We start from the raw sequence: 15,013 nt of genomic DNA, 5'->3' as shown, positions 1-15,013 counted from the left end.
TGGGGGTAGTGAAAGACACCCCCTGCTGCTTGCTCATCTGACAGCATTTCAAGCCGCTTCGAACCCTGCTACGGGGTCGGGGCGGCTTTTTTGTCTTGGGTCAACTGCATTGGTTGGGCTAGATTGACCGACAGGAGGGTGCTATGGATGGGTCCAGACCGGTTGAAATGATCCAGGCGATGTTGCGCGCGGTTCAGGGGCTGAAGCTCTACCCGGCGCAGCATCCCAACCTGCAGCGGCAGGTGAATGACTGGCTGCTGTGTCTTGAGCGGCTGCTGCGCGAACAGCCGCGGGTGGTGCTCGGGGTGCATCAGCAGACCCTGTTCTGCAATGACCGTCTGTTCACCGAGCCGCTGGCCGCGGCCGAAAACCTGCTGGCGGTTCTCACCGGCCGGGCGATCGCAACGATTGTCTTCACCCGAGGAGTCACCGCCCGCGAACTGGCCGATTTCCTGGTGCTGCTGACCGGGCCCGGTGGCCCGGAGCAGTTGCTGGAGAGCTGCCGTCGGGCCGGTCTGCGACATATCCAGGCGCAGCTCGTCGAGGATGAAGAGGACCGGGAGCCCGCGCAACGTGCGGACAAGGTTTACCAGCAGGCGATTCATGTCACCGAGTCGATTTTCAACGACGTGCGGATGGGGAAGATTCCGCAGTCGGGAGCGGCGATCGCGACCGTGCGGTCGATGGTTGAGACGACCCTCGCCGAGCCGCACGCCCTGCTCGCGCTCTCGCTGATCAAGGACTATGACGATTACACTTTTCGTCATTCGGTCAACGTGGCGGTGATCGCTCTCGCCGTCGGTCGTGCCAGCGGTCTCGATGAAGCGCGCCTGCGGGTTCTCGGTCTCGGCGCTCTGCTGCACGATCTCGGCAAACTGCGCATCGATATCACCATCATCAACAAGCCGGGGCGTCTGACCAGCAGCGAATTCAAACGGATCAAGGACCACCCCGGGGAGGGGGCGGCCATTCTGCGACAGATGACAGAGGTTCCCGAGGCGGCGGTGGCGATTGCTCTCGGACACCATCTCGGGTACGACCGCAGTGGTTATCCGGCCGCTGCCCGTCGGCTGGAGATGCCCGATTATGTCCACATGGTCGCCATTGCCGATGCCTATGACGCCATGACCACCCTGCGCCCCTACCAGCAGGCGATGACGCCGCGCGGGGCGATGGCGCGACTGCGCGAGTCCGCGGGCAGCCTCTATCATCCACAACTGCTGGAAAATTTTGCCGCCGATCTCGGGTCCTACCCGGTCGGCAGCTTGGTGCGGCTCAACAGCAACCAGATCGGGTTGGTGAGCCGGGTCGGGTTTGCCGAGGACGAGTCGGTGCGATTGAAAATTCTGCTCGATGCCGACGGTCGGGAGCTTGTCCCGCCGGAGCTGATGGACCTGGTCGGCGCGGATATGCGGCGGATCGTCGGTGAGGTGAGCCCCCTGTCGCGGGGCATCCAGGTCGCCGACTACCTGCCCTGACGTTTTCTTCCGCGGATCAGCCGAGATCCCGGCCGGGCTTCGGCCGGTAGGGGCCCATGCTGTAGGCCCGGTAGCGGATGCTGCCGGACTGGTCGAGCAGTTCGGCCAGGCGGGTGCGATTGACCGGGTGCTCCGGCAGCTTTCGCGCTGTCTGTTCGTCGAACCAGCCGACTTCAAGACTCTCTTCGCTGGTGGTCGGTTGTCCACCGGTGGCCATTCCCAGAAAACCGAAAATCACCGCCGACGGTTGTGGCTCGAGCTTGGAGAAGATGGCCGCCAGGCGTTCGATCCTGATCTCGATACCGGTCTCTTCCCGAACCTCCCGGACTGCCGCCGTCGGCAGCTCCTCCCCCGCCTCGACGTGTCCCTGCGGCAATTCCCAGCCGCGCCGCGGGTGACGGATCAGCAGGATCTCGCCGGATGTGTTGCGCACCAGGCAGCTGACGATGACGGTATGCAGCGGACGACTCATCTGGTGACTCCTTTCATTCTCTCAAGTTTTTGTATTGCAGTGATTTCACTGAGTTGAATCAGGTCGATTGACGGTGATGGCTCTACAGGCTGTCTGCACGTCTGGCCGCAAACGGCCTGGTATGCCTGGGAATGACCGTTCTGCCCTCATCTTTCCGGTTTTCGGGGGAGACGGCCTGCGGGTCGGAACGACACTTGCTTTTCCTGCTGGTCATCCATCATTTAACCCACGGCAATTTATTTCCTCGGGGAGGGGGTATGAAGAACCGGATCCTTGTCTTGCTGGGTGTTGTTCTCCTGGGGGGTCTGCCCGGGACTGTCCGCTCCGCCTCCATCGTCGGCTCCAAACATGATCTCTCCTGGGCCGCCAAGCAGGGAGAACACGGACTCGGAGGGCTCGAGGACTACAACGAGATCTGCGTTTACTGTCATACCCCGCACGGCGCCAACTCCCAGAATAACACACCGCTCTGGAACAAGACCTTCAGCACCGCGGCAACGTCCTACACCGTTTACAGCAGCAGTACCCTGGACGCCGGGACCCCTTCTCCTCCCGGGCAGATCTCCCTGTTGTGTCTGAATTGCCATGACGGCGCGACGGGGGTTTCGGCGGTGCGCAACCCGCCCAATTCGGGTTGGAGCGATACGGTGGGCCTGGTCGGGCACTCGACCATGACCCCCGGCCAGAGCTTCGGGGAATGCGGGCTCTGTCATACCCCGGCAGGCTTTTATGGCGGCAGCGTCCATGATGCCTCGAGAAGTTACCTTTTAACCGATCTCAGCGACGACCACCCGATCGGCATCGGCTTTCCGGACAGTTCCAAGGATGATGCCTTCAATCTTCCCCCCGGCCAGGCAGGTTGGAGCGACATCCCGCTCTTTGCCGGCAAGATCGAATGTTCGACCTGCCACGATGTCCATGATCCGCAGTACCAGCCCTTCCTGAACATTGACAACAGCGGCAGCCAGTTGTGCCTGCGCTGCCACAAGAAGTAGTGGCCCCGGCCGCCGGCATTCGGCCGGGGAGCGTTTGGCTGCTGGCGCTGCTGCTTCTCTTTGCCGGCGGCTGCGCCCGTTCGGTGGAGCGGTCCCGCGTGGTCTGGCCGCCTCCCCCGGAGTCGCCCAGGTTCGAGTACATAGGGTGCTTCTCCTCACCTCTCGATTTGCAGCCGAGGAAAAACAGCCTGCTGAAAAGGATCTCGGAAGGGGATGCTTCGGGGCACCTGCTGGCGCCGTTCGGGATTTCCGAGTTGCCCGACGGCAACCTGCTGGTTGTCGACCAGCAGGCGCGCACCATCTACCGCTACGATTTAGAGCGGGGCAAGGTCAGCCCCCTGGTCGGCGCCAAGGTGCTGAAACAGCCGCTGGACCTGGCCGTCGGCCCGGAGGGGACCATCTATGTTGCCGACGGAAAACGAATCCTGAAGCTCGACCAGGTGGGGCGCATCCTCGGAACTCTCGGCCGTGGCGTGTTGAAGCACCCCAGCTACCTTGCCTACAGCCGGCAGCGCAAGCTGCTCTACGTGAGCGACAGCCTTGCCTGCCGGATCCTGGTTTTCGCCCCGGATGGAACCCTTGTCCAGTCCTTCGGAAGCAGGGGCACCGGGCCGGGCGAGCTGTTTTCCCCCCAGGGGCTGGCACTCGATGAGCAGGGGCGTATCTACGTGGCGGATTTCTTCAACGCCCGGATCGCGATTTTCGACGGCGATGGGCAATATCTCCGTCAGATTGGCCGGCGTGGAGGGGAACCCTGGAATTTTTCCGGGCCGAGGGACCTCGCTTTCGACAGCGAGGGACACCTGCATGTCCTCGACAGCCGCAAGCACGCGCTGATGAGTTTCAACCGCGAAGGCAGGCTGTTGCTGGTCATCGGCGGCGGCCCGACGGTCCATCCGCTCGGCTTCGGCCTGCCGACGGCGATCTGGATCGACGGCAACGACCGCTTTTTCATCAGCGAACGCTATAACAGCAGGGTTTCGATCTGGCAGTATCTCAATCCCGCCTATCTCGCCCGCAATCCTCTCTAGGAGCTGTCGGACGATACGGGCTGAAGCGGAGGATAGTCCAACAGCCTCCTGCCCTTTCATTCTGAGGGTTTCTGCAGGCGCAACAGGTTCATCATCCCCCCGAACAGGCTCTGTCGGCTGACCGGCTGCAGCCCCGCCTCGTCGAGCATCGTCTGCAGGCGGTCCGGTTCCGGGTAGCGGGCCAGGCTTTCGGCGATGTAGCCGTGCACCTGCCAGCTGCCGGACAGGATGCGACCCCAGAGCCCGCACCAGGAGCGCAGCAGCAGGTACTGCAGCCGGCGGCCGAGGGCCGATTCGGCACGGGCGAAGTCAAGGAAGCAGGCACTGCCGCCCGGTTTCAACAGGCGCCTGATTTCCGTCAGCGCCTGATCGAGGCGCGGCGCGTTGCGCAGGGCGTAGCTGCCGGTAATCAGGTCGAAACTCGCATCTTCGAAGCCGGTTGCCGCCATGTCCCCTTCGATAAAGCTGATGTTGCCGGCATGCGGCCGCTGTCGTGCCAGGTCGAGCATTTCCGGGGTCAGGTCGAGCCCGACAATCTCGCCCTGCGGGTAGCGGCGGGCTAGCAGGTCGCAGATGTCGCCGGTGCCGCAGGCCAGATCGAGACAGCGCGGTGCCGGGTGGTCGGGCAGGCTGTCGATCAGCAACCGCTTCCAGGCCCGGTCGCGGCCGAGGCTCATGGCGACGGTGGCGCGGTCATAGCTGGCGGCGGCGGCGGCGAAATGTCTGCGGTTGTAGTCCCGTTTGCGTTCCGGGGTGTCGAGCCAGTCGCGGCTGTCGAGATCGAAGCGGCTCATGGTTGCTCCTTGGTGTGCTGTTGCAACAGGGGCCCCAGGATTCTGTCGACCCCCTCGCTGTCCAGTTTCAGCTGCTCGCCGAGAATGGCCCGCATTTCGGCCAGGCAGAACTCCGCGCCGATGGTGCGGCTGGCCTGCAGCGTTCTCTGCCCCCGGCCGTCGGGCAGGAAAAAAGCCAGCCGGTAGTCGGGCGGCGCGGCGATGAATTCGATCTGCAGGCGGCGTCGACGGTCTTCTCCGGCGGGAATGTCGACAACCCGTTGTTCGGCGGCGGCAGCGGCGGCGCTCAGCATGTCGAGATAGGCGAGCATGGCGTCATGTCCCGGTTTGCCGGCGGGCCAGCGCTGTTGTTCACTGCGGCTGATGGCGGCCAGCACCCGGCGCAGCAGGGTGGTTTCCAGGTCGGTCTGCAGTACCACCGCTGTTCCGCGCTTGAGCAGTTTGAGGCTGCCGACATGGGGCGGGGCGGCCGGCAGCAGGACACTGCGTACCGGCAGATCGGCGTCATTTTGCTGCAGCTGCTGCGGCAGGGCGTCGGCCGCCCATGCCGGGAGGGCGCAGAGCAACAGCAGGCACAGCAGCATGACCGCGGCGTGTTTCCGGCGACGCAGCCGCTCCAGCAACAGCAGCCCGGCCGGCAGCACCAGCAGGTCGCAGAGCAGGGCGCCGACCAGGGTGGCTCCGGTCAGCAGCGAAAACCAGCTGGTCGGCAGAAAGCTGCCGAAGATACCGACCCAGAAGCCGAGGGCCAGCACCAGGGTCGAGATCACCAGCGCCGGGCCGACGCCGAGGGTGGTGCGCACCAGGGCGGGCTTCGCGTAGCCGTGCTGTTCGCGTCGGTAGCGATGCAGGAAGTGAATGGTGTCGTCGACCACCAGGCCGATGGTGACGGCGGCGATCATGGCGGTGCCGGTGTTCAGATCGATGTCGAACCAGCCCATCAGTCCGCCGGTCCAGAGCAGCGGGATCAGGTTCGGCGCCAGGGCGACCAGCAGCAGTCGCCAGCTGTGGAAGGCGGCATAGAGCGCGGCCAGGATCAGCACCAGGGAAAGGCCGAAGCTCATCAGCAGGCTGCGTACCAGGCGGTTGGAGTCGCCGCTCATCAGCAGGAAGCTGCCGGTGGCCTCCAGGGAAATCCCCTCGCCGAGCCATGATCGTCCTTCGGCAAGCAGTTCCTCTGCCAGGCGGCTCGCCGCGGCGCTGCCGAGCAGGTGCAGCTGGATGCTCAGGCGGGTGTGGCGCAGATCGGCGCTGACCAGGCGGCGGACCAGCTGCCGGTCGCCGATGCCGGACAGCAGATCAAACAGGTCGAGCAGTTGCGCGTTGTCGGTCGGCAGGGAGGCGGCACTCTCGGGATGTTCGGCCCGCCAGAGAACGCCGAGCAGGTCGGGCAGGCCGAAGCTGCCGGTGATTTCCGGGTGGCGTTGGAGTTCCCGCTGCCAGGCGGCCAGGCGCTGCAACTGGTCGGCATCGAAGGCTTTGCCGTCCTTTCGGGTCAGCATCATTTCGATGGTTTCCACGCCGCCGAGGCTGCGGTCAAGCGCCAGGGTGTCAGTGTACAACGGTGCCGTGGGGCGAAAGAACCGCACCAGGTCGGTGTTGTTGCGGATCTGCCAGAGCCCCGGCAGGGCCAGGGCGCTGAGCAGTCCGGCGGCCAGCAGCACGCCGGCCGGTTGCCACAGTACCAGCCGGGTGGCGCGGCGCAGCCCCCGCCGCAGCAGCCGCGGCGGGCGGGCGGCATGGCGCGGCGGCAACGGCCGCCAGCTGAGAATGATCGGCACCAGGGTGGTGGCCAGGATAAAGGACAGCAGGGTGCCGAGCCCGGCGTAGAGACCGAAATTCCGTACCGCGGGGACGTCGCAGACGGTGAGGGAGAAGAGACCGATGGCCGTGGTCAGGGCGGTCAGCAGGCAGGGGGTGAAGAGAGTGGCCATGCGGTGGGCGAGCAGGGTGCGGACCTCGCCCCGTTCTCCGGCCAGTTCCAGCCAGCCGTGCAGCAGGTGGATGCAGGTCGCCACTGCCAGCACCATGATCACCGGGGGCAGCAGGGCGGTTACGGTATTGAGCTGCAGCCCGGCGAGGCTGTAGAGGCCGATGGTCCAGGTCAGGCTGATGCCCATCACCGCCAGCGGCAGCAGTACGCCGAGCGGCCGCCGGAAGAGCAGCAGCAACAACAGCCCCAGGACCAGGACCGAGAGCGGAATCATCACCCGCTGGTCGCGTTGGATGGCGCGGGCGACGTCCGCTTTCTGTACCGGTATTCCGGTCAGGTAAAGCCGGTTGCCGGGCGGCAGTTCATCTCCGATGCGCCGCAGGGCGCTGACCAGATCCTGCAGTCTGTTGCCGTCCGTCTGCTTCGGCACCGCCAGGATCGCGGCCGTGGTGCGGTCAGGGGACAGGAGACGGCTGCCCAGTTCCCGGTTCTGCCGCAGCCGTTCATCCAGTCGGGTGCTGAAATCCTCCGCCGCGAGATCGGGAAGCAGTGTCGCCGGTTGGGCGCCGAAGGGGCCGGGGATGGCCGTCCTGGCATTGCTGAGACTGAAAACCCGTTCGATACCGGGCAGCTGTTCGATGTCGCGGGTCAGACGGTCGAGGCGTGCCAGGCCGGTCGGACTGAGCAGGTCGTCGCTCTGCAGGCCGAGCAGCAGCAGGTCATCCCGACCGAAGAGCTCTTTGAAATGGCGATAGCCGGCTTGCTGCACGGGTTCCGCCGCCACCATCGACGCGTTGTCCTGCTCGATGCCGACCCGTGAGGCCGGCAGTGCCAGCAGCCCCGTCAGCAGCACCAGTAACGCCAGCAGCGGCAGGCGCGCCCGGCCGAGCAGCAGGTAGTAGCAGCGGACCAGTCTGCCGCTGTTCATGTCCCGGTCCGGACGCCCGGGGTGGTCAAAGCTCCGGGAAAGGTCGCCATAGTGGAGGCGGGGGGCGGGCAGGGCCGCGTCAGGTGGATGGTTTTCATCCGCCTAGCCCCGGCGCCGCCGCAACAGCCCCAGTTCTACCGTCAGCCCGGGGCCGAAGGCCATGGCGCAGATCTGCTCTTCGGCGCTGTGGCTTTCGGCCAGCAGCCGCTGCAGTACGAAGAGGATCGTGGCGCTGCTCATGTTGCCGAAGTCGCGCAACACCGCGCGGGGGGCTTCCAACTGCTCCGGACGCAACTGCAGGGCCTTGCCGACCTGGTCGATGATCGATTTTCCTCCCGGGTGGACCGCCCAGTCGCCGATCCGGTCGCGGCGGCTGCCGCCCGCGTCCAGCAGTTCGTCGACCACGCCGCCGATGTTGGCGCCGAGGATCTTCGGTACGTAGCTCGACAGGGCGATGTCGAAGCCCTTGTCGCCGACGGTCCAGGCCATGTCCGTTTCACCGGATGGCACCAGTGCCGACTGGAAGCGTTCCAGTTCGAGGACCGTCTGCCCGGTGCGCGGCGGCCGGGCGCTGACCAGGGCGGCCGCCGCGCCGTCGGCGAACAGCGCGTTGGCCAGCAGCTGATCTTCGCGGCCGCCGAGCTGGATATGCAGCGAGCAGAGTTCCAGGCAGAGGACCAGCACCACCGCCTCCGGATTCGCCCGGCAGAACTGGTCCGCCATGCGCAGCGCCGGGAAAGCGGCGTAACAGCCCATGAAGCCGAGATGGTAGCGTTCTGTCGAAGTGGGCAATCCGAGTTCCCGGACCAGGTAATAATCCAGGCCGGGATTGAAGAAGCCGGTGCAGGAGGCGGTCACCACGTGGGTGATTTCAGTCGGTGTAAACCCTGCCGCTTTTTCCAGCAGAGCATGCCCGGCTTTGAGACCGAGCTTCCGGGCTTCGCGGGTGTAGATGTCATTGCGGGCGCCGGTGCCGGGTTCCGCCAGTTGTCCGTTGCTGCCCTGGATAAAGAAATCCCGGCCGAAACCGGGAATTACGCTGTGGCGGGTGGCAATGCCGCTGGAACGGTAGAGGGCCTTGAGAATGCGGCGCTGCTGGTTGTCGCCGGCCAGTTCCTGCATCCAGCTGCCGACCTCTTTCTGGTCGTAGGCGATATCAGGAGTGGCGGTTGCAATGGCGTGGATCGAGGGGAGCATGAAGGTTTTTCCTTGTTTTCGGGTCAGGGCTGCCAGCGGGTCGGCAGGGGGGCGAGATGCAGTTTGACCTGAACCCTGATCTCGTCGTCAACGGAGATGAACAGGATCGACGGGGGATCCAGGTGATAGCTGTCCAGCGACAGCGGGAATTCAAAATCGACGCTGAAGGCCTTGGGGGTATCGACCAGTTGCAGCACCCTGGCGTTCAGCTGCTGTTCGGTGTCACGGATGCGCAGCGACAGCGGGAAGGTGCCGCCGTTGTCGAAAGCATGGTGCAGCTGGGTGCGCAGGTCTTTGACAGCCGTCGATTGCAGGTGGCCGATGATGCGCGGATATTTGTCCGCTTCGAACATCTCGCGCATATTTTCGTCGCGACTGTCGTTGTCGGTGTCCATGGAGGCGACCGGAACGGCGATGCCGGTGTCGTCGAGGTTGCCGTCCGGCTCTATTTCGAGGGTGAAGGGGGCGCAGCTGCCTTTGCCCTCAAAGTCGTGCAGGGTTGAAGAACCGAAAAAGAGGATTTCACATTTCCCCGACAGGGGCGTGGCGATGGCCGGGACACTCAGCAGAAGCAGTGTCGCCAGGATGATCAGGACGCGCATGGGATGAATCTCCGACGAAAGTTGACAACAATGGTCAGAATTATACTCCTCGGGTCCGATTTTGCATCAAAAAAATACACCGGCTGTCAGCGGGGTGACAATTGCCGGTTTTTTCCCGCTGTTGTCAGTCGGGCGGCGCTGACGCCTCTCATTTTACCATCTTTTTCTTCGGGGAATGACCGGGAGGATTCTACCGGCCCTTGCGTTTTTCCAGTTCGCTGGCGTAGCGGGCCAGTACGGCGCGGCGGGAGAGCATGAAGTGTACCTTGCGCGGGTCGCTGATGTTCATCACCGGGATCTCTTCCAGCCCACGGCTGGTCAGCTTGCGCAGCACGTCGGTGAGGGTCTCGTCGGGGCGGGCGGTGATGACGTTGGCGTTGGCGATGTCGCGCGCCAGCACCAGGGTCGGCGGCAGATCCTCGGCGAGGATGCGGCGGATGTCGTTGACCGAGAAAATGCCGGTCATATTGCCGTTGCTGTCGACGATCGGGTAGTAGGCGCCCTCGGCGTCGGCGATCTCTTCGAGGATGTCGGAGAGAGTCTTGTGTTCGGCCACCTGGTGGGGTTTCCGGCCGTATTCCGCCAGGTCCGCGACCTTCAGTCCTTCCAGCACGTCGATGACGAAATCGCCGAGGTGGGCGGGGGAGTCGATCCGGCTGGCGACCTGTTTGCAGTAGATGGTGTTCTTGCGGAAGGCGATCATCGCCACCACGCAGACCAGCATCAGCGGCGCCAGCAGGGCGTAGTTGCCGGTCAGTTCGGAGACCATGATCAGGGTGGCGATGGGAGTGTTGGAGACCCCGGCGAAGAAGCCGGCCATGCCGATCAGCACGTAGGCGCGGGGGTCCAGAACCATCGCCGGAAACAGGGCCTCGGCGGCCAGTCCGAAGGCGCCGCCGAGCATCGCGCCGATCACCAGCGAGGGGGCGAAAACGCCGCCGGAGCCGCCCGACGAGATGGTTAGGCTGGTGGCGACGATCTTGGCGAAGGCGACCACCAGCATCACCCAGATGGCGACCTTGCCGTAGAGGGCGGCCTGCACCATGCCGTAGCCGGAGCCGAGTACCTGCGGTACCGCCAGGGCCAGCAGGCCGAGCAGCAGGCCGCCGATGGCCGGTTTGAAGATCGGGTCGATGCGGATGGCGTGAAACAGTTTCTGCACGCCGTAGAAAAACTTGACGTAGAACTTGCCGACGCTGGCGCAGAGGATGCCGAGCACGAAGAACAGCACCAGCTCGCGGGGATGTTCGAAGACGAAGTGCGGGGTGACCAGCAGCGGCTGCCAGCCGGTCAGACTGCCGAACAGCGAGTAGGCGACGATCGAGGCGATGATGCTCGGGATCAGACCTTCATGTTCAAATTCCGGGTCCTGGTAGAGGACTTCGACGGCGAACAGGGCGCCGCCCAGCGGGGCGCGGAAAGTGGCGCCGATGCCGCCGGCCATCCCGGCCAGCAGCAGGATGCGGCGGTCGGCGGCATCCAGTTTCAGTTTCGCGGCAAGAAAGGAACCGAACCCGGCACCGATCTGGGCGATCGGACCCTCCTTGCCGGCGCTGCCGCCGGTGCCGATGGTGACGATCGAGGCGATCGACTTGATGATCGGCACCCGGCCGCGGATCTGCCCGCCCTTGTTGTGAAAGGCGTCGATGGCGCCGTCGGTGCCGTGCCCCTCGGCCTCCGGAGCGTATTTGAAGACCAGGTAGCCGGAGACCAGCCCGCCGAGGGCCGGAATCAGGAACAGGAACCAGCGGTACTCCATCGCCAGCGAGATGATCGGCGAGGCGTCGGAGAGATCCGTGGAGATCGGCGGCGGATGATAGCCGGCCCAGCCGCTGAGGAACAGCTCGTTGGCCCAGTGGACCCCGGCGTAGAAGAACAGCGCGCCGAGTCCGGCGACGATGCCGACCAGCGACGACAACAGCAGCGGCCGCCCCATGGAGCGGACATCCATTTCTTGCAGGAAGTTTTTCAGCAGCAGGTAGGGGTTCATAGTCATGGAAATACAAAAGATTACCTGAATCAGTGGTTTGCGCTGTTCGCCGGCAATCTGTTCACCGATTCAGGGATCATCGAGTAATCAACCATTTCACACCATAAAAAGCAAGTGAAAAGGCCCTGCTCAAATCCACCGGCGGTTTTGTGGACCGAGGGTGGCGGAACGGGTGGAGCTGCGAGGCGCCGCGCCGATTCGGGCGCAGACGCAGCCGAGCTGCGTTGAGCACCGAAGCGGTGCAGGCAACGAAGCAGATTCAGCCGTAACGACAGCCGAATCCCGAAATTGCCGGTGGATTTGGGCCCCATTGCGACAACATGTCTAGAGGAACGACAGCGGCGTGCCGCTCTCCCGGTTCGGTCACCGGCGGCAGCTCGGTTCGGAGGTTCCCACCGGGGTCAGAATGCGGGCCGTCCCGATCGCCGGCGGCAGTTGTTTCTTGTTCATGGCGGCGAAACATGCTAGAAAGATAGGTGTTTTATTGATCTGCTGGTAATGGAGGGGGCCATGAGCGGAAGGCATCCGCACCAGAATCAAAAAGCCGCACCCGCTGCAATCGCAGTTGGGGCGGCTTTTTGCGTTTTTGGAGAAATATAGAATACCAAAGAAACTCTTTCCACTGCCATATTTAATAACACAGTGGCGGCCTTATACAAAAGGCAGTCACTGTCTAACCCCTGTTAGCCATTCAAAGGAAAATTCATGACAGACGGCAAAAAGTATTCCCCACCGTCAAAAACTGTTGGTGATGCGGCCCATGCGATTGCTCGGGCAGGCCTGTCCGCCGTTCCTTATGTTGGTGGCCCCGCTGCTGAACTGTTTTCTGCTCTGATAAATCCACCTCTCGAAAAACGCCGCATTGTCTGGATGGAGGAAGTTGGGGAGGCACTTCAAATGCTAGAAGAGCAATTTGAAGTTTCACTTGAAGCACTTCAGAACAACCCTGACTTCATTGATACAGTCATGCACGCGAGCCAAATTGCTGTAAGAAATAGCCAAACTGAAAAAAGACAAGCCCTCAAAAACGCAATCCTTAACACAGCTCTGCCGAACCCGCCTGAAGAGGCAATCAGGCAAATTTGTCTCGATCTCATCGAGACATTCACGGACTGGCATATTCGAATTTTGAAAATTTTCCATAACCCACTTGCGTGGTTTGAAGCAAACAATCGTCCATGGCCAAATATGTCCATAGGCGGCTTATCGAGCATTCTCGAAGCGGCTTGTCCTGAATTAAAAGGTCGCAGAGATTTTTACGACCAAATCTGGAAAGATCTTTATACGAGAGGCCTGGTGAACACTGATCATATGCACACAACAATGTCAGGCACAGGGCTAACCCAACAGCGTACATCTGGTATCGGTGGTGCGTTGTTAAGTTTAATTGAATCCCCTTTTGAAGAAAATAATGGCTAATCACAAAATCAAACGGGCGGAAAATGACTGTGTGCTTCCCGAAAAGCAAAATCTAAATTGCGCTGGTAGGCCGAACCTTCTTGTCGCCGCCGCTTGTCAAGAACCGTTGAGACTGTAGAAAAACCTCGAAGATAGAATAATTGCTGAATACTTAGGACTACAAAACCATTCGAAGAACAAAGAAAATCGATCTGAGAGCAAATTGAGAAGCCATTTTTTTCAATCACAATAGACGGTAAATTTTTTCTACGTCCTCATTATAATTCAAGAACCAATTATGAAAATTACTTGCCCGGAATGTCAAAAAGACAACGAATTTATTATCAATGATGAAACCAAGTGCCAGTATTGCGACAAGCCCCTTGATGGCTACACTTTCATCAAACCACTAATTCCTGCCTTCATGCTGGTCCTCTTAACCATAGGTGGGGCTCGTACTTATGTGCACTTTACTGACGAGAACAGATATCCAGCCAAAATTGAATATGCACTAATCGATCAATGCATAAATTCCTACAACGGCATAATGAAATGGAATGCTATGAAAAAAAAGAGGGACGCATGCATCAGTGCCCTGGAAGAAACTCAAGATGATTTTTCATATTCTGATTTTAAAGAGAACCAAAGAAAATTCATGGCAAAGTTTAGACAGCATGCGGTTGCCAACATCAATTGAAAAAGAGGGCAGGCCTTTGGCCTGCCCCCAAGGGCTGGGAGGCCCCTTGCTAATCGCCTAAATAGTCATCGTTATTTGGATTGTGAGCATCAGCCCAATCATCCATATCAGCATCATTATTTGGGTTGTTAATATCTGACCAAACATTCAGTTCTTCCTGACTCATGTTTGATGTGTCTGGCATAATGACCTCCCAGTCTCAGGTTTATTTTTTGCCGTTTTTTGCTGCCGCGGCTTGAGCCCTTGCAGGGAAAGATCCTTTTGAAACTTTCCCTCCATTTGCTTTAGCATTGGCTCCTTGGATTCTTGCAGCAGCCTTTGGGGTCATCGGTGTTTTGCTTCCTTTTGCCATTTTAACTCTCCTTTCTCGGGTGTCTTCGCCTCCCAGCTTGAGGTGAGTCTATAAAGGGCATTAGGGACAAACGGGGACAGAACATGAATAAAAATAAAATTTCTGAAAAACAATCCGAGCTAAAATCCTGGCTAAAAAAAATTGGTCTTAGTCAAAATGAATTTGCAGCTCTCTTCCTTGAAGAGACATATGAATATGTGACTGATAAAGAAATTAAGAGATTCCAAGAAAGTTTCAAAAAACAACTCAGAAGAAAATCTACAAAACCTGAGCGAATAGAGGCATATCTAGAATATCTTTACACCACTGAAAAATTCAAAGAGGCTGGTTACATAAAACCGCAGAGTTTCTCAGGTGATATTCTCGAACCAATAGCAGCAAAAATGATGAGGAAAATATCTAAAGAACTAACCGAAAAAATCGAGTTATGAACCCTGGCAGGATGCCCGATTTACACATTGCCTCCAGTCGGCCTCCTTGTTAAAATGAGTTGCAATTGCATCGCAAGGAGGTGTGACATGAAATCAGCCACAATCCCATCCTTGAGAGTTGAGCCTGAACTGCGCAAGGCCGCTGAAAATGTCTTACGTGAAGGGGAAACGCTCTCCGGCTTTATGGAAGCATCATTGCGGGCTGGTATCCGGCACCGCATAGAACAGCAGGAATTTATCGCTCGGGGGTTGGCCGCTAAAGATGAGGCTCTGCAAACCGGGGAATACTATTCAGCAGAGACTGTTCATGATGAGTTGCGTTCAATGCTCTCTCGTGCGGAAGAGAATGGCCGAAAGTGAGCTATCGGGTTCGGTATACCAGGGCGGCCAAAGACGACATTGTTCGTCTCTACGGATTTCTGGTTGAGCAGGATCTCCCGGCGGCTCGGAAAGCTCTCGACGCGATTGAAAAGGGGGTTGAGTTTCTGCAGGATTTCCCCTTCACTTGTCGGAAGGCGACCCCCGAAGATCCGCTGCTTCGTGAGATGATCATTTCGTTTGGAGCCAGGGGGTATGTTGTCCTGTTCGAGATCGAGGACCATGAAACTGTCACTATTTTAGCTGTGCGGCACCAACGGGAAGAAGACTACCACTAGGAGGCTGTTGATGAAATGGTCTCCCCCCACTACCTAAATCGGCGTCAAGGCGCCATGAT

16 protein-coding genes are annotated in these 15,013 nt (G+C 60.4%); 8 read left to right on the top strand and 8 right to left on the bottom strand.

What is annotated here, in order from left to right; genetic code table 11:
- Positions 1–143: 143 nt before the first annotated feature.
- The gene (locus B5V00_RS11350; protein WP_085010919.1) at positions 144–1,478 is read left to right on the top strand and encodes an HD-GYP domain-containing protein; all 1,335 of its coding nucleotides are present in this window, start codon (positions 144–146) and stop codon (positions 1,476–1,478) included.
- A gap of 16 nt (positions 1,479–1,494) precedes the next feature.
- Here the strand turns inward: B5V00_RS11350 and B5V00_RS11345 are convergent, their stop codons facing one another.
- Positions 1,495–1,950 (bottom strand): NUDIX hydrolase, encoded by a 456-nt coding sequence (locus B5V00_RS11345; RefSeq protein WP_085010918.1) that lies wholly within the window; start codon positions 1,948–1,950, stop codon positions 1,495–1,497.
- A gap of 257 nt (positions 1,951–2,207) precedes the next feature.
- On the opposite strand from B5V00_RS11345, the gene B5V00_RS11340 reads away from it, so the two are divergent.
- Both B5V00_RS11340 and B5V00_RS11335 read left to right on the top strand, forming a co-directional pair.
- Positions 2,208–2,945 (top strand): cytochrome c3 family protein, encoded by a 738-nt coding sequence (locus B5V00_RS11340; RefSeq protein ID WP_172399727.1) that lies wholly within the window; start codon positions 2,208–2,210, stop codon positions 2,943–2,945.
- Entirely contained in the window at positions 2,945–3,976 is a 1,032-nt protein-coding gene (locus tag B5V00_RS11335; protein WP_172399726.1) for a 6-bladed beta-propeller, read from the top strand. Before B5V00_RS11340 ends, B5V00_RS11335 begins: the two co-directional genes overlap by 1 nt.
- A gap of 56 nt (positions 3,977–4,032) precedes the next feature.
- Here B5V00_RS11335 and B5V00_RS11330 read toward each other — a convergent pair whose 3' ends face one another.
- The 5 genes from B5V00_RS11330 to B5V00_RS11310 form a co-directional block, all read right to left on the bottom strand.
- Positions 4,033–4,770: a ubiquinone/menaquinone biosynthesis methyltransferase gene (locus B5V00_RS11330; RefSeq protein ID WP_085010915.1), complete on the bottom strand. Its 738-nt coding sequence runs from the start codon at positions 4,768–4,770 to the stop codon at positions 4,033–4,035.
- Positions 4,767–7,631 carry an efflux RND transporter permease subunit gene (locus B5V00_RS11325; protein ID WP_085010914.1) on the bottom strand — a complete coding sequence of 955 codons (2,865 nt, stop codon included), beginning with the start codon at positions 7,629–7,631 and terminating at the stop codon, positions 4,767–4,769. Before B5V00_RS11325 ends, B5V00_RS11330 begins: the two co-directional genes overlap by 4 nt.
- Before the next feature lie 102 nt (positions 7,632–7,733).
- The gene (locus B5V00_RS11320) at positions 7,734–8,828 is read right to left on the bottom strand and encodes a type III polyketide synthase (RefSeq protein ID WP_085010913.1); all 1,095 of its coding nucleotides are present in this window, start codon (positions 8,826–8,828) and stop codon (positions 7,734–7,736) included.
- A gap of 23 nt (positions 8,829–8,851) precedes the next feature.
- Positions 8,852–9,430 carry a YceI family protein gene (locus tag B5V00_RS11315; protein ID WP_085010912.1) on the bottom strand — a complete coding sequence of 193 codons (579 nt, stop codon included), beginning with the start codon at positions 9,428–9,430 and terminating at the stop codon, positions 8,852–8,854.
- A gap of 190 nt (positions 9,431–9,620) precedes the next feature.
- Complete coding sequence (locus tag B5V00_RS11310) at positions 9,621–11,426, bottom strand: chloride channel protein (protein ID WP_085010911.1); 1,806 nt, start codon at positions 11,424–11,426, stop codon at positions 9,621–9,623.
- Between the two features lie 699 nt (positions 11,427–12,125).
- Here B5V00_RS11310 and B5V00_RS11305 point away from each other — a divergent pair.
- A complete protein-coding gene (locus B5V00_RS11305) occupies positions 12,126–12,839 on the top strand; it encodes a hypothetical protein (RefSeq protein WP_085010910.1) in 714 nt (237 codons plus the stop codon).
- A gap of 277 nt (positions 12,840–13,116) precedes the next feature.
- Positions 13,117–13,515, top strand: a complete 399-nt coding sequence (locus tag B5V00_RS11300; RefSeq protein WP_085010909.1) for a hypothetical protein — start codon at positions 13,117–13,119, stop codon at positions 13,513–13,515.
- A gap of 49 nt (positions 13,516–13,564) precedes the next feature.
- On the opposite strand, the gene B5V00_RS17540 is transcribed toward B5V00_RS11300, so the two are convergent.
- Positions 13,565–13,699, bottom strand: a complete 135-nt coding sequence (locus B5V00_RS17540) for a hypothetical protein (protein ID WP_281249696.1) — start codon at positions 13,697–13,699, stop codon at positions 13,565–13,567.
- A 21-nt stretch (positions 13,700–13,720) separates the two neighbouring features.
- The gene (locus tag B5V00_RS16970) at positions 13,721–13,867 is read right to left on the bottom strand and encodes a hypothetical protein (protein WP_139800754.1); all 147 of its coding nucleotides are present in this window, start codon (positions 13,865–13,867) and stop codon (positions 13,721–13,723) included.
- Between the two features lie 83 nt (positions 13,868–13,950).
- Here B5V00_RS16970 and B5V00_RS11295 point away from each other — a divergent pair, with 83 nt between their 5' ends.
- The 3 genes from B5V00_RS11295 (at position 13,951) to B5V00_RS11285 (ending at position 14,954) form a co-directional block, all read left to right on the top strand.
- Positions 13,951–14,298 (top strand): hypothetical protein, encoded by a 348-nt coding sequence (locus B5V00_RS11295; RefSeq protein WP_085010908.1) that lies wholly within the window; start codon positions 13,951–13,953, stop codon positions 14,296–14,298.
- An 87-nt stretch (positions 14,299–14,385) separates the two neighbouring features.
- The gene (locus B5V00_RS11290) at positions 14,386–14,658 is read left to right on the top strand and encodes a YlcI/YnfO family protein (RefSeq protein ID WP_085010907.1); all 273 of its coding nucleotides are present in this window, start codon (positions 14,386–14,388) and stop codon (positions 14,656–14,658) included.
- Positions 14,655–14,954 carry a type II toxin-antitoxin system RelE/ParE family toxin gene (locus B5V00_RS11285; protein WP_085010906.1) on the top strand — a complete coding sequence of 100 codons (300 nt, stop codon included), beginning with the start codon at positions 14,655–14,657 and terminating at the stop codon, positions 14,952–14,954. The genes B5V00_RS11290 and B5V00_RS11285 overlap by 4 nt, the downstream gene beginning before the upstream one ends.
- Positions 14,955–15,013: the final 59 nt, after the last annotated feature.

The sequence above is a fragment of the Geothermobacter hydrogeniphilus genome (genome assembly GCF_002093115.1).
GTDB classification, from domain to species: Bacteria; Desulfobacterota; Desulfuromonadia; order Desulfuromonadales; family Geothermobacteraceae; genus Geothermobacter_A; species Geothermobacter_A hydrogeniphilus.
Note: the sequence above shows the minus strand (reverse complement) of the source record. Positions and strands in the feature narration are given on the sequence as shown.